The following is a 20,422-nucleotide window of genomic DNA, read 5'->3' as shown; positions in this document are numbered from 1 at the left end:
GCCTGATGAGCCGCCCCGCCATGTGACAAGAACCGACGTCGCGCGCACGCCCGCGCCTTGCGCTTGCTCCTGGCGGCTACCCCTAATTATAGTGCCTCCGACTCAAATCCTTCCGATCTCCACAGCACGGGGCTGCCGGTGTTGCCGTTGCCGACGACGTCTGCCATCCGCCGCGCTCTCGCCGTTCTGGCGCTGGCCGTCGCAGCCTTGACGCCGGTCACGCCGTCCACCGCCGACGCGTCGGAAGGCGCGCGGCGCGAGAAGGACCCGACCCACGCCTCGGGCCTGCCGATTCCCCGTTTCGTGTCGCTGCGCTCGGGCGAGGTGAACGCGCGCACCGGCCCCAACGTGCGCTACCCCATCGAATGGGTGTTCACCCGCAAGGAAATGCCGGTGGAGATCACTCAGGAATTCGACACCTGGCGCCGCATCCGCGACTGGGAAGGCAGCGAGGGCTGGGTCCACCAGAGCATGCTGTCGGGCAAGCGCAGCATCGTCATCACCGGCGACATCCGCGCCGTCCGCAAGGAGCCGCGCGGCGACGCCGCCGTCGTGGCCCGCGCCCAGCCGGGGGTGATCGGCTGGCTGCGCAAGTGCAAGGGCGAGTGGTGCGAGGTGGACCTGAAGGGCTATCGCGGCTGGATGAGCCGCGGCGAGTTCTGGGGCGCTTACAAGGACGAGACGTTCGAGTAAGGGGCGGGCGGTTTGCCCCCACCCTTCCCACGGCTGGCGCCGCGGGCCCCTTCCCTCCCCCGCTGGGCGGGGGAGGGCTAGGGTGGGGGCAACAGGTTTCCCCTACCCGAAATCCCCCACAAGCTCCGCCCGCACCGCCTCCGGCATCACCGCCATGTGGCCGTACCGGGGATGGCCGATGCCGAGGATCACCTCCGTCCCGGGGGTGCGGAAGGCGGCGATCTGCTCCGGCGTGAAGTCGAAATGCAGGAAATGGACGGCGGACGCCTTGCCGGCCTCGTTCGTGCGCTCCACGTCCTCCTCCGGCCGGCCGGTTACCGTGTGGCCGGCAAAGCGCAGCGTCACCGTCCGCTCCACCCCGCCCAGCCGGCCAAGTTCGGCGGCGCGGCGCGCCGGATCGGCAATCTCGAACATCACGGTGGCGACCAGTTCCGTCCCCTGGGGGATCAGCCCGTTGTAAGCGCACAGTTCGCCGTCGATCTGTGCCTCGCCGCCCCGCTCGATGAACAGCATCTCGTGGACCTGCTGCCACATCGTCTCGTAATTCTCGAAATGGACGAGGGCGTAGGGACCGACCGCGACGCGGCGCCTCTTCTTCACGGCGACCAGCGCGCTGCGGCGGGCGGCGCGTTCGCGGGCGTAGCGGTCCAGGGGAAGAATGTCGGCGCGGGTGATCGCGGTCCGGCGTGCCGTCATGACGACAGCTGGTCCAGCATCCTCTGGAACCGCCCGGCGTGGCTCCGCTCGGCCTTGGCCAGTGTTTCGAACCAGTCCGCGACCTCCTCGAAGCCTTCCTCGCGGGCGGTGCGGGCCATGCCAGGGTACATGTCGGTGTATTCGTGGGTCTCGCCGGCGATGGCGGCCTTCAGGTTGCTCACCGTGTCGCCGATGGGCAGGCCGGTGATCGGGTCGCCAGCCTCCTCCAGGAATTCCAGGTGGCCGTGGGCGTGGCCGGTTTCGCCCTCCGCGGTGGAGCGGAAGACGGCGGCGACCTCGTTGTGGCCTTCCACGTCGGCCTTCTGGGCGAAATAGAGATAGCGGCGGTTGGCCTGGCTTTCACCCGCGAAGGCCGCCTTGAGGTTCTGCTCGGTCTTCGTGCCCTTCAGCGACATGGCGGCGTTCTCCAGACGGGGTTCTGTCCGGCCCGGCCGCGCGCGGGCGTGGGGCCTCCGGCGGCCGAGCCTCGGCTACGGCTTATGCCATTGCTCCCAAAACGCGTCAATGTTCCGGAAATTCCCCGAAGACCCGGTCGGGAGACGGATTTTTTCCGGAGACGGCCATCGGCCGCCCGTCCCTCAGCGGTCCTCGCCCTGCTCCGCGCTCAGCCGGACGATCACGTCCACCCGGGCGATGCGCGTGCCCGGCGGGGCCGGCGGCAGATGCTGCACCACCACGTCGTCGCCGGGGATGTCCTCCAGCCGGCTCGTCCCTTCCAGGAAGAAGTGGTGATGGTCGCTGGTGTTGGTGTCGAAGTAGGACTTGCCCGCCTCCACCACCACCTCGCGCAGCAGGCCGGCGGCGGTGAACTGGTTCAGCGTGTTGTAGACCGTGGCCAGCGACACCCGAAGGTCCGCCCCCATGGCCTCGGTGTCGAGCTGCTCGGCGGTGACGTGGCGGTGTTCCCCTTCGAACAGCAGGCGGGCCAGACCCAGACGCTGGCGCGTCGGGCGGAAGCCTGCCGTCTGCAGGCGATCGAGGGCGCGCTTGAAGGGTCGGGTGCCGGTCATCGTCGTCTGTTCGCCGTGGTTCAGGTCACAAAGTCGAAACGCGAAACGGACCGCGGCGATCTGCCGCAGCCCGCTCACTTTAGAACGATTTCAGGTCAGGGGGCAAGCGCCCCCCGCAAAGCCGCGGGCCGTCGGCGTCAGTAGCCGGTGGCGATCCGCTCGACCAGCTGCTTCACGGTCGGGATGAATCCGTCCTTGTAGTAGGGGTCCGACGCGAAGCGGAAGGCGTTGTGACCGGCGAACATGAGCTGGTTTTCGCAGTCGTCGGTGTGGCTGACCGCCTGCAGGGTCTTCTGGATGCAGTAGGACCGCGGATCGGCGCGCTTGCCGTTCGTGCCTTCCTCGTTCTGCGCCCAGTTGGAGAAGTTGCAGGCCGACAGGCAGCCCATGCAGTCCACCTGATCGCGGTGGATGCGCTCCGCCTGCTCCGGCGTGACGAAGATGACCGTGCTGTCCGGCGTCTTCAGGCCGCTGGTGAAGCCCTGGGACAGCCAGCCCTCGGCGCGGGCCTTGTCCGTCTCGGTCACATAGACCGGGCGGCCGCGCGGGCCCAGCGGCAGCTCGGCGGAATGCTCGCCCACCGGCTTGGGCAGATAGGCCACCTGACGCTCCGAGCGGGCCATCAGGTCCATCAGGAACGGGTTCTTGACGGCGGAGGAGTAGAAGCCCGTCGGTGAGAATCGGTTCAGGAAGACATCGCCCTCCTTCAGCGTCAGCAGACGATGCTTCCAGGCGTTGGAGATCGGGCTCTCCTGGGTCAGCAGCGGGCGCGTGCCGAACTGGAAGGCCACCGGGCCGAGATCGGGGTTGTCGATCCAGTCTTCCCAGTCCGACAGCCACCAGACGCCGCCCGCCATCACGATGGGGGTGTCGTTCAGGCCGAAGCTGTTCATCATCTGGCGCAGCGCCAGGACGCGGGGGAACGGATCCTCCGGCTTCAGCGGGTCCTCGGAGTTGGACAGGCCGTTGTGGCCGCCGGCCAGCCACGGGTCCTCGTAGACCACGCCGCCGAGGTTCTCGCGGAACTTGTGGTAGGCGCGCAGCCACAGGGCGCGGAAGGCGCGGGCGGAGGAGACGATGGGGTAGTAGTGCACGCCGTAGTGAACGGCGATCTCCGCCACGCGGTAGGGCATGCCGGCGCCGCAGGTGACGCCGTGGATCAGGCCCTGGGAGCCTTCCAGCACGCCGTGCAGGATGTGCTCGGCGCCGCCCATCTCCCACAGGACGTTCATGTGGATGCGGCCCTGGCCGTTCGACGCCTCGTGCGCGATGCGCGCCTGCGCGATGCCGCCCTGGATGCCGAACTTGATCAGCTCGTCGTGACGCTCGCGACGGGTTTTGCCGTGATAGACCTGCGGCAGGAGATTCCCGTTCTCGTCGTAGCTGTCGGCGTTCACGCCCGAGAATGTTCCGATACCCCCGGCCGCCGCCCAGGCGCCCGAGCTTTCCCCGTTGGAGACGGCAATTCCCTTGCCACCCTCGACGAGCGGCAGAACCTCCCGGCCAGACATCAGCAACGGCTTAAGCGCCTTCAACGAAACCTCCAAGACCATGAGAGCGCCCGCGTGCGGGCACCCGGACAGCGCGACCCGAAAGACGACGAAAAACGCCGCCGGGAGTCGTGCCCCCGACGGCCCATGCCGCCATGAGCGATCTATATATGAGGAAATTTCCGTGCGGACGAGCGGATTCGCGGTGTTAGAAAAAAATCTGTCACAGCGACATGTCCCCAAACGTCAACCGGTGCTCCCTGGGGGAACCGTCTCACGGTGTCGACCCGGCGGCCAGCTCCGCCGCCAGCCGGCCCGGCGCGTCGGTGAAGAGTCCGGCCACACCCCAGTCGAACAGCGCCCGCGCCCGCGCCGCGTCGTTGACCGTGTAGGCCAGAACCGGACGCCCGGTGGCGCGGTAGGCGGCGACGCTCTCCGCCGTCTGGCGATCCTGATGGACGTTCAGCGTGGCCGCGCCGATGCGGTCGGCGATGGCCGCCCAGTCGGCGGGAGGATCCCACAGCAGGTAACCGCGCGGAATCTCCGGCGCCCGGTCGCGCGCCACCTCCAGGCAGGGCACCTCGAAGCTGGACACCAGCAGGGGCAGGCCGCCGGGCCACAGCCGTTTCAACAGCTCCAGCGCGGCTTCCGCCGTCGGCACCTCCTGGCCGGGATAGGGTTTGATCTCCAGATTCAGGCCCAGGCCCAACTTGCGGATCACGCCCAGCGCCTCCTCCAGGGTCGGCACCGTTTCGCCGGCGAAACGTGCGTCGAACCAGGAACCGGCGTCCAGCGCCTTCAGCTCCGCCAGCGTCAGGTTAGGCACCGGCCCGGCGCCGTTGGTGGTGCGCTCCAGCGTGTCGTCGTGGATCAACACCGGCACGCGGTCGCGGGTGAGCATCACGTCCACCTCGACCCAGGCGGCGCCCTGGCGGGCGGCTTCGCGCAGGCTGGCGAGCGTGTTTTCCGGCGCGCTTTCCTTGGCGCCGCGGTGGCCGATCAGGCGGGGAAGAGTCGACAGCATGGGTCCTGCGGGAGTAAGAGCGGGCCTCTCAATGATAGGCGCAAAGCGGCGGATCGGGAACGAGCGATGAAGGCAGCCCACAGCGTGACCGATCTGGTGGCCGCCGGGCTGATGACGCCCGCGGCGGGCGAGGCCGTGGCCGCCGTGGCCGACCGCTACGCCATCGCCCTGACCCCGTACCTGCTGGAAACGCTGGCGGACGCTGCGCCCGGCGATCCCCTGTACGCGCAGTACGTCCCTTCCCACGAGGAGGCGTACACAGCCCCGGAGGAGCGCGCCGACCCCATCGGCGACGTGGCGCGCAGCCCGGTGAAGGGCATCGTCCACCGCTATCCCGACCGGGTTTTGCTGAAGCCGCTGCACGCCTGCGCGGTCTATTGCCGTTTCTGCTTCCGACGGGAAATGGTCGGCCCCGGCGGCGAGGCCCTGTCGCCCGACGAGCTGGACGCCGCCCTGGCGTACGTGCGTGCGCATCCCGAGGTGTGGGAGGTGGTGGTGACCGGCGGCGATCCGCTGCTGCTGTCGCCGCGGCGCCTCTCCCACATCGTCCGCAGCCTGTCGGACATTCCCCATGTCGGGGTAGTCCGGCTGCACACCCGCATCCCCGTCGCCGACCCGGCGCGCGTCACCGCGGAGCTGGTCGAGGCGCTGAAGGCGCCGGATGTGGCGACCTGGATGGCCATCCACGTCAACCACGCCAATGAATTGACGGAGCCGGCGCGCGGCGCCGTCGCCCGGCTGGCCGACGCCGGCATTCCCCTGCTGGGCCAGACGGTGCTTCTGAAAGGCATCAACGATGACGCGGCGGCGCTGGAGGCGCTGTTCCGGGGATTGGTGCGCAACCGGATCAAACCCTACTATCTGCACCATCCGGACCTCGCCGCCGGCACCAGCCATTTCCGTCCGACCTTGGCCGAGGGGCAGGCGCTGGTGAAGGGACTGCGCGGGCGCGTCTCCGGCCTCTGCCAGCCGACCTATGTGCTGGACATCCCCGGCGGGCACGGCAAGGCCCCCGCGGCGCCGGGCTGGGTGCAGCCCGACGGGGAAGGAGGTTATGTGGCGGAGGACTTCACCGGGGCGACGCACCGCTACCGCGGCTGATCAGCGCGTCCCCAGCCCCGGCCCCAGCCCGAACAGCGGGTCCGGGTTCAGGACGACGCCATGAATGGCAACGATGGAGGCGAAGCCGGTCCACAGCACCAGCGGCAGCCAGCTCGCCGCGATGGCGCGGTCGTCCGGCCAGACCAGAAGCACGCAGGTCGAGGCGATGATGAAGTAGGCGATGGTCCAGGCCGCCGCCAGGATCGGGCTGTCCATCGTGAAATAGGCGAATCCGAAGCTGGCGTAGAGCAGCCACAGCGCCCCCTGCATGCCGATCAGCGCCGGGCGCCAGCGGATCGTCCAGGGCGCGTTCAGCAGCCGGACGCAACCCCAGAGCTGGATCAGGCTGATGCTGAACCAGACGGCCGGAAAGGCCCAGCCCGGCGGCTGCAGCGGCGAGGGCTGATAGCCGGGAAACGGCTCCCCGCCCCGCTCGAACACGCCATAGGTGTTGGTGAGCAGCCAGAAGACCAGAGCCTGCCACCAGTGCACGTGGAATGGCAGCGGGCCGGTGTCGGTTGCGGGTTCCGTCGGGACGAAGGAGCGGTGGTTCATGCCTTAGGAAATGGCACGGCCCCGCTTGCGGTCAAGCGGGTGGTTGACGCATCCGGCGGAGCGCCGGAACAGCCGCCCCCCTTCGCTGGTTCTCCTCTCGCAATGCGTCGGGGGAGGATCGGGCGATGCGGTGGCAGGACGGTCGCGAGAGCGAGAATGTCGAGGATCGGCGCGGCACGCCCGGAAGCGGCGGTTTCCGCACCGGCGGGATCGGCATCCCCATCGGGCGGGGCGGCGTCGGCATCGGCGGGCTGGCGGTGATCGTGGTGGTGTCGCTCCTGCTGGGCATCAACCCGCTGGACCTTCTGCAGGGCACCGTCCCGCAGGAGCAGGCCCGCACCGAGCAGTCCGACGCCCCGCGCGGCGGTGGGGATGACGAGCTGAAACGCTTCGTCTCCGTCGTGCTCGCCGACACGGAGGACACTTGGTCCGCACAGTTCCAGCAAATCGGCCGGACCTACCAGGACCCGGCTCTGGTGCTGTTCTCCGGCACGGTGGATTCCGGCTGCGGCTTCGCCCAGGCGGCGATGGGTCCCTTCTACTGCCCGCAGGATCGCAAGGTGTACATCGACCTCAGCTTCTACCGCGACCTGCGCGACCGCTTCCGCGCGCCGGGAGACTTCGCCCAGGCCTATGTCATCGCCCATGAAGTCGGCCACCATGTGCAGAACCTGCTGGGCATCTCCGACCGGGTGCAGCAGGCCCAGCGGCAGGCCGGCTCCCAGGCCGACGCCAACGGGCTGTCGGTACGGCTGGAGCTTCAGGCCGATTGCTTCGCCGGGCTGTGGGCCAACCACGCCAACCGCGAGCGCCAGATCATCGAGCCCGGCGACGTCGAGGAAGCCCTGACCGCCGCCAGCGCCATCGGCGACGACCGCTTGCAGAAGCAGTCGCGCGGCACCGTGACGCCGGACAGCTTCACCCACGGCAGCTCCGTCCAACGGGTGCAGTGGTTCCGCAAAGGGCTGGAGACGGGCCAGCTGAACGCCTGCGACACGTTTGGGGCGGAGCGGCTGTAGCAGCCCTCCTCAAATCATCCGGCGTCGGACAGTTGCGCGGGCAGGCGGGAGCGCACCGGCTGGCGCCGGTCGATCACGCCAGCGACCGCCCCCGCCGCATCGCGCCGGATCTCGGCCAGAAGCACGCCGTTGTCCGGCGCTTCCTCCATGTCGCCGATCCGCGGGGAGGCCGCCAGATCCATGGTGGTTGCAACCTCGCTGACCGGCACCGGATCGGGGAAGAGCAGGTGGACGTAACAGGGAGCGGACGAACCGCCCGGCACGGTCAGGGACGCGCCCTCGCCGGGCAGCACCAGGAAGCGCCCCATGGCGTCGAAGCCCGCACCGCTCCCGACCGTCACGCAGTTCCCGCCGCCTTGGGCCACCGCCAGCCCTTCCAGCACACCGGGCGTGTGGAGCATTCGGTTCTGCAAGGCGTTCCAGTTCAGGAGGAACCGCTGTTCGAGCGTCATCAAGGCGCTCGTCAGGAACATGCCGTCGCCGTAATGCAGGCAACGGGTGGCGTCGGCAGGAATGGAAGCGGGCATCGCGGGTCACCGGGGCCGTGGAGCGGGAAGTACCGATCGTGGAACAATCCGGGCGACACCGGCCATCACCCCGTCCCCCCGCCGATGAACAGCCCTTCCGGCGGCAGGAAGCGGCTGTGCAAGCGGAAGGACGGGAAGCCGGCGGGAAGCAGGTAATCGAAACCACCCCAATTCATCTCTCCCAGCGGCGCCGTGGCGCCTTGGCCGACCGGGAAGGGAAAAAAAGGGGCGATGGCGGTGAAGGGATCGGCTCCGTCCGCCGGGTCGAGGTCGGCCCCGCTGCCCGCCCCCGTGCCAATGTCGCCGGCCAGGGCCGTGCGGTTGCGGACGATCAGGCTGAGATCCACCGTGTTGACGTAGCGCGCCTGCGCGCAGTCGAAACCGGCAAGCACCAGATTGTAGCAGAGAAGCCAAGCGTTCCAGCTCGTCACATGGCCGGCAACCATGCGGTCGGCCGGGTGGGTCGGGACGCTGATCGCCAGCACGCCGTCCGGAACAAGGCAGCGGCGCAGCTTTTCGAGAAAAGCACCGGGATTGCGTTGGTGTTCCAGCACATGGGAGCACCAGACCACATCGAAGGTCCGGTCGATGGCCGCATCCATGAAGTCGGTGCGAATGTCGGCGCTGCGGTGCAGATCGACCGTCACCACCTCCTTCCCGATGTGGCGCAGCAGGCGCGCGTGGTCGCCACCGCCCGATCCGACGTCCAGCACCGTGCGGAACTCATAGGAATCGACGAGGCGGAGAAGACCTTGCAGTCCCCAGTCGATCCGGAAGGACGGTCCATCCGGCGGGAAGACTGCGGTTTCGGAGGGCTGGTCGGGCATGGACAGGCACGCGTCCCGCAATGGTGGTGGTTCCACCTTGTAACACGGGGGGCGGGAGCAGCCGAAGGCCGGAAGCGATGAAGGAGCGAAAGAGGATTGGGGGCGGAAGCGTTCCACCCCCTCCCCGACCCTCCCCCGCTCGCGCAGGGGAGGGAGATGAGAAGCGTCGTTCCCGCTTGCGCGCGGAAAGACGGATCAGGCGGCGGGACCGTCCTTCTTGGTCAGGTCTTCGCCGGTGGCCTGATCGACCTGCTTCATCGACAGCTTCACCTTGCCGCGGTCGTCGAAGCCGATGACCTTCACCTTCACCGAGTCACCCTGCGACACCACGTCCGACACCTTGCCGACGCGCTGCTGCGCCAGCTCGGAGATGTGGACGAGGCCGTCGCGGGAGCCCAGGAAGTTCACGAAGGCGCCGAAATCGACGACCTTCACGACCTTGCCGGTGTAGACCACGTTCATTTCCGGCTCGGCGACGATGCCCTTGATCCAGTCGATGGCGGCCTGGGCGGCCTTGGTGTCCACCGCGGCGACCTTGACCGTGCCGTCGTCCTCGATGTCGATCTTGGCGCCGGTCTGCTCCACGATCTCGCGGATCACCTTGCCGCCGGAGCCGATCACGTCGCGGATCTTCTCCTTCGGGATGTTGATCACGGTGATGCGCGGGGCGTTCTCGTTCACCGCGTCGCGGGCGCCGGTCAGGGCCTTGGACATCTCGCCCAGGATGTGCAGGCGGCCGTCCTTGGCCTGGCCCAGAGCGATCTTCATGATCTCCTCGGTGATCGAGGTGATCTTGATGTCCATCTGGAGCGCGGTGATGCCCGCGTCGGTGCCGGCCACCTTGAAGTCCATGTCGCCCAGGTGATCCTCGTCACCCAGGATGTCCGACAGGACCGCGAAGCCGTCGTCTTCCTTGATCAGGCCCATGGCGATGCCGGCCACCGGACGCGCCAGCGGAGCGCCGGCGTCCATCAGCGACAGCGAGGTGCCGCAAACCGTCGCCATCGACGACGAGCCGTTGGACTCGGTCACTTCCGACACCACGCGGAGCGTGTAGGGGAAGTCTTCCTTCTTCGGCAGCAGCGGGTGGATGGCGCGCCACGCCAGCTTGCCGTGGCCGATCTCGCGGCGGCCCGGCGAGCCCATGCGGCCGGCCTCGCCCACCGAGTACGGAGGGAAGTTGTAGTGGAGCATGAAGTGCTCCCGGTACTCGCCCTGCAGCGCGTCGATGATCTGCTCGTCCTGGCTGGTGCCCAGCGTGGTGACGACCAGGGCCTGCGTCTCGCCGCGGGTGAACAGCGCCGAACCGTGGGCGCGCGGCAGCACGCCGACCTCCGACACGATCGGGCGGACCGTCTTGGTGTCGCGGCCGTCGATGCGGCGGCCGGTCTTCAGAACGGCGCCGCGCAGGATGTCGGCCTCCAGCTCCTTGAACTCGGTCACGATGGCCTGGGTCTCATGGGCCTCGGCCAGAGCCTCCAGCGCCTTCGCCTTGGCGGCGCCGATCTTCTCGTAGCGGACCTGCTTCACCGTCTCGGTGTAAGCGGCCTCCACGTCGGCGCCGACGGTCGCGCGCAGCTTCGCCTTCAGGGCGGCGCGGTCGTAGGCCGGCTCCGGCAGGTCCCACGGCTCCTTGGCGCACTCTTCGGCCAGATCGATGATGGCGTCGATGACCGGCTGGAAACTGCTGTGACCGAACATCACGGCGCCCAGCATGACCTCCTCGGACAGCTCCTTGGCTTCCGATTCGACCATCAGCACGCCGTCCTGGGTGCCGGCGACCACGAGGTCGAGCGCAGAACCGCCGACGGCGTCCATGGTCGGGTTCAGCACATACTGGCCGTCGACGTAGCCGACGCGGGCGGCGCCGATCGGACCGAGGAATGGGATGCCGGAGATCGTCAGCGCGGCCGAGGTGCCGACCATCGCGACGATGTCCGGATCGTTCTCCAGATCGTGGCTCAGCACGGTGCAGATGACCTGCGTCTCGTTGCGGAAGCCATCGGCGAACAGCGGACGGATGGGACGGTCGATCAGGCGGCTGACCAGCGTCTCCTTCTCCGTCGGGCGGCCTTCACGCTTGAAGAAGCCGCCGGGAATCTTGCCGGCTGCGAAGGACTTTTCCTGGTAATTGACCGTCAGCGGAAAGAAATCGACGCCCGGCTTCGGCGACTTGGCGCCGACGACCGTGCAGAGGACCGTGGTCTCACCATAGGTGACCAGCACCGCGCCGTCGGCCTGACGGGCGATCTTGCCCGTCTCGAACGTCAGCTTGCGTCCACCCCATTCGATTTCTTTGCGGAAAACTTTGAACATGGATTCTTCCTTCCATCCGACACCTAGGCCCGCCGGATTGCTGGCCTAAGCCGGGGTCATCGGTCGTCGGACCCCGCATGTGAAAACCCAACAAAGGGCAAAACCCGAAAAGGGCTAAAAAATCAAACGGCCGGTCCCGGAAGGTCCGGGCCGGCCGTCTGACTAGAACATACCTTCGCGAACAACCGAACGTCCCGACCGGCGCGACGCTCCCCGGTGCACCGGAACGCGGTGCGGCGGGTCGAGCGCTGATCGGGACGGATGTTCGGTCACCAGCACGGACGCCTTTTGGAAATCAGCGACGCAGGCCCAGACGCTCGATGAGCGTGGCGTAGCGGCTGTTGTCCTTCTTCTTGAGATAGTCGAGAAGACGGCGGCGCTGGCCGACCATCACCAGCAGACCACGGCGGGAGTGGAAGTCCTTCTTGTGGCCCTGCAGGTGCTCGGTCAGGTTCCGGATGCGCTCGGACAGGATCGCGACCTGGACCTCGGGCGACCCGGTGTCGTTGGTGCCGCGCGAATAGTCCTTAATGAGTTCCTGCTTGCGATCGGGCGTGATCGACATCGGGGTCTCCATCGTTCATAGGTTGAGAACGCGCACCGGACGGACCTCCGCCCCCTCCACGCGCGCCAGCGCCACCGGCTTTCCGCCGAAAAGCGCAATGACGGTGCCATCCCCACCAACATCGCCGCGCAGCGCCGTGAGGCGTTCGCGGTCCTGCCGGGTGAGGAGTGCCACCGTCTGGCCGTGCTTCAGTCGGTGCGCTTCCGCGTCCGTCAGGGCCAGCGCCGGGATGTCGTCCAGCGCGGTCTCGATCGGCAACAGAAGTCTTTCGACCGCGGTACCTTGCTCCATCGCGGTCAGATCGTCCAGGGAAATCGCCCCGTCCAACGTGAAGGACCCGACGCGCAGGCGTCGCAGATCGCGGATGTGCCCCACCGTCCCCAACCGTTCGGCGAGGTCGCGGGCGATGGAGCGGACATAGGTGCCCTTGCCGCAATCCACCTCCAGAACCGCGTGATCGGCGTCCGGCGTCTCGATCAGTTCCAACCGGTCGATGCGCACGGTGCGCGGGGCGATGTCCACCACCTCGCCCTCGCGGGCGATGTCGTAGGCGCGCTCGCCGTTGATCTTGAGCGCGCAGTACTGCGGCGGAATCTGCTCGACGAAGCCCAGGAAAGCGGGCAGAGCGGCGCGGATCGCCTCGGCGTCGGGACGCGCCGCGGAGGTTTCCACCGCCGTTCCCTCGCGGTCGTCGGTGGTGGTGCGAGTCCCCCAGGCAACGGTGAAGCGGTAGGTCTTCTCGCCGTCCATGGCGTAGGACACGGTCTTGGTCGCCTCGCCCAGCGCGATGGGCAGGATGCCGGTGGCGATGGGGTCCAGCGTGCCGCCGTGCCCGGCCTTCTCCGCGTTCAGATGGCGGCGCACCTTGGACAGCGCCTGCGTCGAGGTCATCCCCGCCGGCTTGTCCAGCACGATCCAGCCGTGGATCGGTTCGCCCCTGCGCTTACGAGCCACGGCGCCCCTCGCCCTCGCCGCCGTTGCCCTCATCCCCGTCGTCTTCGTCCTCGTCCTCGTCGTCGATGTCTTCATCGTCGTCGAGGTCGTCCGTCTCCTTCTCGTCCTCCTCGTCCCAGCCGTCGTCCTCGTCGTCGTCGCCGTTCACGCGGTCGGCGAGCGAGCGGTAGCCGACGTCGCGGGCGACCGCCGGGCTGTGCAGGATGTCGTCGATGCGACCGGCATAGTCGAAGGAGGTGTCGGCCTCGAAGCTCAGCGTCGGGGCGTGGCGCAGGTTGATGGCGCGGGCGACCTGACCGCGCAGGAAGGGAGCGGCGCGGCGCAGGGCCGACAGCGTCTCGTCCATCGGGCCGCCGCCCAGCGGCGTGACGAAGGCGGTGGCGTTGCGCAGGTCCGGGCTGATCCGCACTTCGGTCACCGTGACGTTCAGTTCCGCCAGTTCGGGGTCGTGGAAGTCGCCGCGCCGGAAGAGATCCGCCAGGGCATGGCGGATTTCCTCGCCGATGCGGAGCTGGCGCTGGGATGGCGGCTTTCCGGCCAGGTCGTGTTTCTTTCTCATGCTGTCGATCCCGAATGCGGTGCGGGAGGGGTCCGCCCCTCCGCGAAAACGCGACAAGGGCGCATGGGCGCCCTTGTCAACTGTAACGTCATCTGCGACCGGCCTGTGAGCCGGGGTGCGGCGGCGGGCTTACAGCTCGCGCGCCACCTCCTCGATCTCGAAGGCTTCGATGATGTCGCCGGCCAGGATGTTGTCGTAATTCTCGAAGGCCATACCGCACTCGTAACCCTCGCGCACTTCCTTGACCTCGTCCTTGAAGCGCTTGAGCGTCTTAAGCGTGCCCTCGTGAATGACGACGTTGTCGCGCAGCAGGCGGCAGCCGGCGCCGCGCTTGACGGTGCCCTGCGTGACCATACAACCGGCGACCTTGCCGACCTTGGTGATGTTGAACACCTCGCGGATTTCGGCGTAGCCGATGAAACGCTCGCGCAGGGTCGGCGACAGCATGCCGGTGAGGGCCGCCTTCACGTCGTCGATCACGTTGTAGATGATCGAGTAGTAGCGGATCTCGACGCTGTCGCGCTTGGCCATGTCGCGGGCCTGCGGGTTGGCGCGGACGTTGAAGCCGATGACCATCGCGTTGGAGGCGTTCGCCAGCGTGATGTCGGACTCGTTGATCGCACCCACCGACGCGTGCAGCACGCGGACCTTGACCTCGGTGTTCTCCGCCGTGAGCTTCTCCAGGGCGTTGGAGATCGCTTCGATGGAGCCCTGCACGTCGCCCTTGATGACGACCGGCAGTTCCTTGGCCTCGCCGGCCTGGATGCGGCTGAACATGTCCTGCAGCGAGCCGCGGGCCGACGCCGCGTTGGCGGCTTCGCGCTTCTTGCGCTGGCGGAACTCGGCGATCTCACGGGCGCGGGCTTCCGACTCGACGACGGTGAAGTCGTCGCCGGCGAGCGGCGTGCCGTTGAGGCCGAGCACCTCGACCGGGCTGGCCGGGGCGGCCTGCTCGACGCTCTGGCCACGGTCGTTGACCAGGGCGCGGACGCGGCCCCACTCCGACCCGGTGACGAAGACGTCGCCGACCTTCAGCGTGCCGCGCTGGACCAGCACGGTGGCGACCGAACCGCGGCCGCGCTCCAGCTTGGCCTCGACCACGACGCCCTCGGCGGTGCGCTCCGGGTTGGCCTTCAGCTCGAGGATTTCCGCCTGCAGGAGGATGGCCTCCTCCAGCTTGTCCAGGTTGCGCTTGGCCTTGGCCGACACTTCCACGGTCTGGATGTCGCCGCCCAGTTCTTCCACGACCAGCTCGTGCTGGAGCAGTTCCTGGCGGACACGCTCCGGCTTGGCGTCGGGCAGGTCGATCTTGTTGATGGCGACGATGATCGGAACCTTCGCGGCCTTGGCGTGATGGATCGCCTCGATCGTCTGCGGCATGACGCCGTCGTTCGCCGCCACGACCAGCACCACCACGTCCGTGACGTTGGCGCCGCGGGCACGCATCTCGGTGAAGGCGGCGTGGCCCGGCGTGTCGATGAAGGTGATCTTCGCACCCGACTCCAGCTGCACCTGATAGGCGCCGATGTGCTGGGTGATGCCGCCGGCCTCGCGGCTGACCACGTCGGTCTGGCGCAGGGCGTCGAGCAGCGAGGTCTTGCCGTGGTCGACGTGGCCCATGATCGTGACGACCGGGGGACGCGGCACCAGCGCCGTTTCCGCATCGTCGTTGAGGCGCAGGCCGACTTCGACGTCCGCCTCCGACACACGGCGCACACGGTGGCCGAACTCGGCGATGATCAGCTCCGCCGTGTCGGCGTCGATCGTCTGGTTGATGGTGGCCATCACGCCCATGCGCATGAGCTGCTTGATCACGTCGGCGCCGCGTTCCGCCATGCGGTTCGCCAGCTCCTGGACGGTGATGACCTCGGGCAGCACGACGTCGCGGGTCACTTTCTGCGTCTCCTGACGGCTCATCTGACGGAGCCGCTCGCGCTCACGGGCACGGCGGACGGCGGCCAGCGAGCGCGTGCGCTCACCACCCTCGTCGCTGAGCGCCTGCGAGACGGTCATCTTGGAGCCCTTGCGGCGATCGGCGCCCGGAGCGGCCTTGCGGACCGGAGCCGGAGCCGGGGCCTTCTTGTTCCCGGGCTTGCCGCGGCGGTCGTCCTCTTCCTCGCCGAAGCGCGGAGCGGCCGGAGCCCCCGGGCCACGGGCGGCCGGAGCCTCCGTGGTGGTGGCCGCGGTGCGCGCACCGGCGCCACCGGCGGCGGGACGGGCGCCCGCACCTTGCGGACGGGGCTGTTCGGTGTCCTTGCGCTTGGCCTCCTCGGCCCCCTTGCGCTTGGCTTCCTCTTCCTGGCGGCGGCGCTCGGCCTCCTGGGCCTTGGCGCGCTCCGCCTCCTCGATGCCGCGCAGCTCGGCCAACTCGCGCTGGCGCAGCGTCTCGGCGTCGAGAATCTCCGGCTCCGCCTCGGCCACCTGGACCGGCTGGGACGCCGCTTCCTCGGCGGCGCGGACGGCCTCCTCCGCGGCCAGGACGGCGGCCTCGGCCTCCTCCTCGGCGCGGCGGCGGTTGTCTTCAGCCGCCCCTTGCAGAGCGCGGATGCGCGCCTCGCGTTCCTGGTTGGTCAGTTGGCGGACGGCACCGCCACCACCGCCGCGCTGGCGCTGGCCTGGCACGCCCCGGACGGGGATGCCCTGGGCGGCTTGACGCGCGGCGGCGCCACCGTCGGCCACGCCCGGCAGGGCGCCCTTCTCCACGGCCCGCTTACGCTTGACCTCCACGGTCACGGGCTTCGACCGGCCATGGGAGAAGCTCTGCCGGACCTGAGTCTCGACCGGCTTCTTCAGTTCCAGCTTCCCTTTGCCGGAGCCGGAGAGGTGCAAGACTTTCTTTTGGTCCTGGTCGTTGCTGTCGGTCATCGGTTCCCGAATGGTCAGACGTTGCTTACGTGGCCGGCCGGCGGAGAGCCGGCGACAAAGCCCTTGATACCCTTGAGACGCGCGGAGTCGCGAGCCAATCCCTTGGCCAGCTTCCCGCGCGCCACCACCGCATGCACGGCATTTTCCCGTCCCAGGGCCGCGGCCATCGCCGCGGCGTCGAACAGGTCAACAACCGGCATATCCGGCGCCAGCGCTGTGATCTTGCCCCGCTGGTCGGGCGAACCGTCGCTGGCCTCGACCAGCAGATAGGGCGGTCCGGAGCGTCCGACCTGATTGGTCTTCAGCGCCTCGCGCACCTTTTCGTATCCGGCCAGAGCCTGCCCGGCCCGGCGCGCCAGCCCGAAGGCATCCAGGCACCGCCGCTCCAGCAGCTTCTCCAGCCGCTCCGCCAGATCGGGCGGGACGCGCACCGCGCGCCGCGCCGCCTTGGCGAACATGTTCTTGCCGATGGCCTTCGCAAAGGCCGCCTTGTCCCCCGACAGCCAGAGGCCGCGGCCCGGAAGCCGTTCCTCCAGATCGGGCACGATCTCGCCATCGGGTGATACCACGAAACGGATCATGCCGTCCTTCGGCTGCACGGTGCCGGTGGCGATGCAGCGGCGCAGCGGACCCTTTTCCAGGTCCGCCGGCAGCAGAGCCTCCCCTTCGGCCGCGAGGCCGTCCGGTTCACCGTCCGCCGGAGTCTGTTCGTTCCTGTCGCTCAGTCCAACCATCCGTACCGTTTGTGCGTCCTAAACCCCGGCTCAGCTCTGCGCCGTCTGGTCGTCGGCCGAGGGTTGCGCCGCGGTGGGCGCGCCTTCCTCGCCGTCGAACCAATGGGCACGGGCGGCCATGATGATCTCGTTGGCCTCGTCTTCCGTCGGGGCCTCCTTGCCGAGGATGTCGCGCAGCTCGTCCGCCGCGAGGTCGGCGAGGTCGTCCATCGTCTTCACGCCGTTCTCACCCAGCTTCACCAGCAGGGTGGGGCTGAAGCCGGTGACTTCCGCCACCGCGTCCTCGACGCCGAGCACCTGGCGCTTCTCGGTCATGCGGACGTCCTGCTCGTCGAGGAAGTTGAGGGCGCGCTGCTTCAGCTCTTCCGCCACGTCCTCGTCGAAGCCCTCGATCTCGGCCAGCTCCTCGGTCTCGACATAGGCGATCTCCTCCACAGAGGTAAAGCCTTCGGCGACCAGGAGATGGGCGATCACGTCGTCCACGTCCAGCGCGTCCATGAAGAGCTGCGAGCGGGTGCGGAACTCGTCCGACCGGCGCTCCGACTCCTCCTGCTCGGTCAGGATGTCGATGTCCCAGCCGGTGAGCTGGGTGGCGAGGCGCACGTTCTGGCCGCGGCGGCCGATGGCCAGCGATAGCTGGTCGTCGGGCACCACCACCTCGATGCGGCTGTTGTCCTCGTCCATCACCACCTTGGCGACCTCGGCCGGGGCCAGGGCGTTGACGATGAAGGTCGCCGGCTCCTGGTTCCACTGGATGATGTCGATCTTCTCGCCCTGCAGCTCGCCGACGACCGCCTGGACGCGGCTGCCGCGCATGCCGACGCAGGCGCCGACCGGGTCGATGGAGCTGTCGTTGCTGATCACCGCGATCTTGGCGCGCGAGCCCGGATCGCGGGCGACCGCCTTGATCTCGATGATGCCGTCGTAGATCTCCGGCACTTCCTGGGCGAACAGCTTCGCCATGAACATCGGATGGGTGCGCGACAGGAAGATCTGCGGGCCGCGCGCTTCCTCGCGCACGTCGAAGATGTAGGCGCGCACGCGGTCGCCGTTCTTGAAGTGCTCGCGCGGCAGCAGCTCGTCGCGGCGCAGGATCGCTTCGGCGCGGCCCAGGTCGACGGTGACGTTGCCGTACTCGACGCGCTTGACCAGACCGTTGACGATCTCGCCGGTGCGGTCCTTGTATTCGTTGAACTGGCGCTTGCGCTCCGCGTCGCGCACCTTCTGGACGATGACCTGCTTGGCCGTCTGGGCGGCGATGCGGCCGAAGTCGATGGGCGGCAGCGGATCGACCAGGAAGTCGCCGACCTGGGCGCCGGGCTTGCGGCGCTGGGCGTAGGCGAGGGTCACCTGGGTCGCCTCGTTCTCCACCGCCTCGACCACCTCCAGGTGGCGGGTCAGGTGGATGTCGCCCGTCTTGCGGTCGATGCGGGCGCGGATGTCGTGCTCGTGGCCGTACTTGGAGCGCCCGGCCTTCTGAATCGCCTGCTCCATCGCCTCCAGGACCTCGTCCCGGTCGATGTTCTTTTCGCGGGCAACCGCGTCAGCGACTTGCAGCAGTTCCATCCGTCACACTTCCTGGACTGGCGTTTGTTCTTCGAGTGAAGCCCGGAGCGGCCGTCAACCCTGGCCCTGGCTGGCGCGGATCAGTTCATCCGTCAAAACCAGCTTGGCGCGCAGGATGTTGTCGAACTCCAGCCGGGCGGCTCCCTGTTCCGATTCGATGCACACGAGGCCGTCGTCGACGCCCTTCAGCATGCCCTTAAAGCGCTTGCGGCCATCGACGGCGAGCCGGGTCTCCAGCTTGGCCTCGAAACCGGCGAAACGCTCGAAATCCTTCAGACGGGTCAGCGGCCGGTCGATGCCGGGCGAACTGACCTCCAGCGTGTAGGCGCTCTTGATCGGATCTTCAACGTCGAGCACCGCGGAGATCGCGCGGCTGATGTCGGCGCAGTCTTCGACCGTCATGGCCGCGCCGTCGGCGCGCTCCGCCATGACCTGCAGAACCATGCGCTGCCCACCGGTCAACTGCACACGCACGAGTTCGTAGCCCATGGCCTCGACCGACGGCGTGATGATCTGCTCGATACGACCGGTTGCTTCCATTCCACCTGACCCGCCCCCGCGGTCTCCCCTGGCACAGCGCCCTGGGACCAACACGAGGATTCCATACGCTGATAAAAAAATAAGTGGGCCAAGGCCCACCCGCAAAGCGTCCCGCCGGCCCGGTTTCCCGAGCCGCCGATCCGTATGGGTTCATGCGGTGAATATAGACATTCCGGAGCAAGCCGCAAGCGCTTTTCCGCAAGGTCCTATGCCAGGCGCTTGGTGGGCGGGTCCGGCCGGGGTAAAGTCAAGCCTTCGGCGGCCTTCGCACCTTGCCGAAAACACCCTGGAAAGGCAGCTCACCGTGATCCTCGAAACGGCCCTCCTGGCGGTCAGACCCGGCCAGGGCCCGGCCTTCGAACGCGCGATGGCCGAGGCGCAGCCCCTGATCGCCGCTACTCCGGGTTTCCTCGGGCTGGAGGTGCGGCCCTGCCTCGAGGCGCCGGACCGCTACCTTCTTCTCGTCCGCTGGGACCGGCTGGAGGACCACACCGAAGGCTTCCGCGGGTCCGAGCGCTACGCCCGCTGGAAGGCCCTGCTCCACTGCTTCTACGATCCGTTCCCGCTGGTGGAGCATTACGGGGAGCCGGTGGTGTCTACCCCCGCGCCTTGCGGATGAAGCGCATGAAGACCGGCTTGCGCCCGGCCTCGATGGCCTTTTCCTCATAGCGGGTGGGCGGCCAGTCCGCGATGCGGTGGCGCCAGTCGGACGGGCCGCGGGCGGTCCATTCGAAATCGGGATGCCGGACCGAGTGCTCCAGCATCCAGCGCACCAGCCCCATGTCGTCGCTGGCCAGACGCAACTCCGCCCCGTCCTTCAGGACGCGCGCGAGGCGCGGCAGGTTGTCCGGGCCGATGAAGCGGCGCTCCCAATGGCGTTTCTTCGGCCAGGGATCGGCGAACAGCACGAAGGCGCGCCCGATGGAGGCGTCCGGCAGGGCGTCGAGCAGCGGGCGGGCGTCGTCCGGCAGGATGCGGACATTGTCCTGCACGCCCTCGTCGTCCACCAGCTTGAGCAGGCCGGCCACGCCGTTGATGAAGGGCTCGGCCCCGATCACCCCGACGTCGCGGTTGTTCGCCGCCTGCCACGCCATGTGGTGGCCGCTGCCGAAGCCGACCTCCAGCCAGACGTCGCGCATGGGGTTGGCGAACAGTGCGTGGGGGTCGATCCGGTCGCCCGGCTGGGGCACCGGGATTTCCAGCGACGGCAAAAGCCCGTCGAGCAGTTCGGTCTTGCGCTTGCGGAGCGGACGCCCCTTGCGCCGCCCGTAGAGCCTTTTGGACGAGTCCAGGAAGGAGTCGGTCATCGTGACAGCAGGGTCCCAAAACGAATGCAGGGGCCGCATGGCCCCTGCATCCC

General features: G+C 68.3%; 21 protein-coding genes. 4 read left to right on the top strand and 17 right to left on the bottom strand.

Annotation, left to right across the window (positions count from 1 at the left end; genetic code table 11):
• The first annotated feature begins 138 nt into the window (after nucleotides 1–138).
• Nucleotides 139–693 (top strand): SH3 domain-containing protein, encoded by a 555-nt coding sequence (locus H1Q64_RS05015; protein WP_237904629.1) that lies wholly within the window; start codon nucleotides 139–141, stop codon nucleotides 691–693.
• 102 nt (nucleotides 694–795) lie between these two features.
• Here the strand turns inward: H1Q64_RS05015 and H1Q64_RS05010 are convergent, their stop codons facing one another.
• From H1Q64_RS05010 to H1Q64_RS04990, 5 genes are all read right to left on the bottom strand, one after another.
• A complete protein-coding gene (locus tag H1Q64_RS05010; RefSeq protein WP_237904628.1) occupies nucleotides 796–1,389 on the bottom strand; it encodes a DUF3501 family protein in 594 nt (197 codons plus the stop codon).
• Entirely contained in the window at nucleotides 1,386–1,805 is a 420-nt protein-coding gene (locus H1Q64_RS05005) for a rubrerythrin family protein (protein ID WP_014238831.1), read from the bottom strand. Before H1Q64_RS05005 ends, H1Q64_RS05010 begins: the two co-directional genes overlap by 4 nt.
• 183 nt (nucleotides 1,806–1,988) lie before the next feature.
• The gene (gene irrA, locus H1Q64_RS05000; RefSeq protein WP_237904627.1) at nucleotides 1,989–2,420 is read right to left on the bottom strand and encodes an iron response transcriptional regulator IrrA; all 432 of its coding nucleotides are present in this window, start codon (nucleotides 2,418–2,420) and stop codon (nucleotides 1,989–1,991) included.
• 137 nt (nucleotides 2,421–2,557) lie between these two features.
• A complete protein-coding gene (locus H1Q64_RS04995; protein ID WP_038531606.1) occupies nucleotides 2,558–3,955 on the bottom strand; it encodes an NAD(P)H-dependent flavin oxidoreductase in 1,398 nt (465 codons plus the stop codon).
• Nucleotides 3,956–4,184: 229 nt separating this feature from the next.
• On the bottom strand, nucleotides 4,185–4,934 hold the full coding sequence (locus H1Q64_RS04990) for a glycerophosphoryl diester phosphodiesterase (RefSeq protein WP_237904626.1): 750 nt from the start codon (nucleotides 4,932–4,934) through the stop codon (nucleotides 4,185–4,187).
• Between the two features lie 66 nt (nucleotides 4,935–5,000).
• Here H1Q64_RS04990 and H1Q64_RS04985 point away from each other — a divergent pair, with 66 nt between their 5' ends.
• A complete protein-coding gene (locus H1Q64_RS04985) occupies nucleotides 5,001–6,035 on the top strand; it encodes a lysine-2,3-aminomutase-like protein (protein ID WP_237904625.1) in 1,035 nt (344 codons plus the stop codon).
• Here the strand turns inward: H1Q64_RS04985 and H1Q64_RS04980 are convergent, their stop codons facing one another.
• Nucleotides 6,036–6,590, bottom strand: coding sequence for a TspO/MBR family protein (locus H1Q64_RS04980; protein ID WP_237904624.1), 555 nt, complete (start codon nucleotides 6,588–6,590; stop codon nucleotides 6,036–6,038).
• Nucleotides 6,591–6,715: 125 nt separating this feature from the next.
• Between H1Q64_RS04980 and H1Q64_RS04975 the strand changes: the two genes are divergently transcribed.
• Entirely contained in the window at nucleotides 6,716–7,609 is an 894-nt protein-coding gene (locus H1Q64_RS04975; protein WP_237904623.1) for a neutral zinc metallopeptidase, read from the top strand.
• A gap of 14 nt (nucleotides 7,610–7,623) precedes the next feature.
• On the opposite strand, the gene H1Q64_RS04970 is transcribed toward H1Q64_RS04975, so the two are convergent.
• The 10 genes from H1Q64_RS04970 to rimP form a co-directional block, all read right to left on the bottom strand.
• On the bottom strand, nucleotides 7,624–8,136 hold the full coding sequence (locus H1Q64_RS04970) for a hypothetical protein (RefSeq protein WP_237904622.1): 513 nt from the start codon (nucleotides 8,134–8,136) through the stop codon (nucleotides 7,624–7,626).
• A 65-nt stretch (nucleotides 8,137–8,201) separates the two neighbouring features.
• Complete coding sequence (locus tag H1Q64_RS04965; protein WP_237904621.1) at nucleotides 8,202–8,963, bottom strand: class I SAM-dependent methyltransferase; 762 nt, start codon at nucleotides 8,961–8,963, stop codon at nucleotides 8,202–8,204.
• A gap of 195 nt (nucleotides 8,964–9,158) precedes the next feature.
• Nucleotides 9,159–11,279 (bottom strand): polyribonucleotide nucleotidyltransferase, encoded by a 2,121-nt coding sequence (pnp, locus tag H1Q64_RS04960; protein WP_237904620.1) that lies wholly within the window; start codon nucleotides 11,277–11,279, stop codon nucleotides 9,159–9,161.
• Nucleotides 11,280–11,574: 295 nt separating this feature from the next.
• Nucleotides 11,575–11,844 carry a 30S ribosomal protein S15 gene (gene rpsO, locus H1Q64_RS04955; RefSeq protein ID WP_035670129.1) on the bottom strand — a complete coding sequence of 90 codons (270 nt, stop codon included), beginning with the start codon at nucleotides 11,842–11,844 and terminating at the stop codon, nucleotides 11,575–11,577.
• 15 nt (nucleotides 11,845–11,859) lie between these two features.
• A complete protein-coding gene (truB, locus tag H1Q64_RS04950) occupies nucleotides 11,860–12,798 on the bottom strand; it encodes a tRNA pseudouridine(55) synthase TruB (RefSeq protein WP_237904619.1) in 939 nt (312 codons plus the stop codon).
• On the bottom strand, nucleotides 12,788–13,357 hold the full coding sequence (rbfA, locus tag H1Q64_RS04945; RefSeq protein WP_237904618.1) for a 30S ribosome-binding factor RbfA: 570 nt from the start codon (nucleotides 13,355–13,357) through the stop codon (nucleotides 12,788–12,790). The genes truB and rbfA overlap by 11 nt, the downstream gene beginning before the upstream one ends.
• A 129-nt stretch (nucleotides 13,358–13,486) precedes the next feature.
• Nucleotides 13,487–16,222: a translation initiation factor IF-2 gene (gene infB / locus H1Q64_RS04940; protein WP_237904617.1), complete on the bottom strand. Its 2,736-nt coding sequence runs from the start codon at nucleotides 16,220–16,222 to the stop codon at nucleotides 13,487–13,489.
• 14 nt (nucleotides 16,223–16,236) lie between these two features.
• On the bottom strand, nucleotides 16,237–16,956 hold the full coding sequence (locus H1Q64_RS04935; RefSeq protein ID WP_237904616.1) for an RNA-binding protein: 720 nt from the start codon (nucleotides 16,954–16,956) through the stop codon (nucleotides 16,237–16,239).
• 30 nt (nucleotides 16,957–16,986) lie between these two features.
• Entirely contained in the window at nucleotides 16,987–18,522 is a 1,536-nt protein-coding gene (nusA, locus tag H1Q64_RS04930; protein ID WP_237904615.1) for a transcription termination factor NusA, read from the bottom strand.
• Between the two features lie 54 nt (nucleotides 18,523–18,576).
• Nucleotides 18,577–19,062: a ribosome maturation factor RimP gene (gene rimP / locus H1Q64_RS04925; protein WP_237904614.1), complete on the bottom strand. Its 486-nt coding sequence runs from the start codon at nucleotides 19,060–19,062 to the stop codon at nucleotides 18,577–18,579.
• 304 nt (nucleotides 19,063–19,366) lie between these two features.
• Between rimP and H1Q64_RS04920 the strand changes: the two genes are divergently transcribed.
• Nucleotides 19,367–19,681 (top strand): antibiotic biosynthesis monooxygenase family protein, encoded by a 315-nt coding sequence (locus tag H1Q64_RS04920; RefSeq protein WP_237904613.1) that lies wholly within the window; start codon nucleotides 19,367–19,369, stop codon nucleotides 19,679–19,681.
• On the opposite strand, the gene trmB is transcribed toward H1Q64_RS04920, so the two are convergent.
• Complete coding sequence (gene trmB, locus H1Q64_RS04915; RefSeq protein WP_237904612.1) at nucleotides 19,659–20,369, bottom strand: tRNA (guanine(46)-N(7))-methyltransferase TrmB; 711 nt, start codon at nucleotides 20,367–20,369, stop codon at nucleotides 19,659–19,661. The genes H1Q64_RS04920 and trmB overlap by 23 nt on opposite strands.
• Between the last annotated feature and the right edge of the window lie 53 nt (nucleotides 20,370–20,422).

This window comes from Azospirillum brasilense, assembly GCF_022023855.1.
Taxonomy (GTDB): Bacteria; Pseudomonadota; Alphaproteobacteria; order Azospirillales; family Azospirillaceae; genus Azospirillum; species Azospirillum brasilense_F.
The sequence above is the reverse complement of the archived record's forward strand: the minus strand, read 5'-3'. Positions and strand labels throughout refer to the sequence as shown.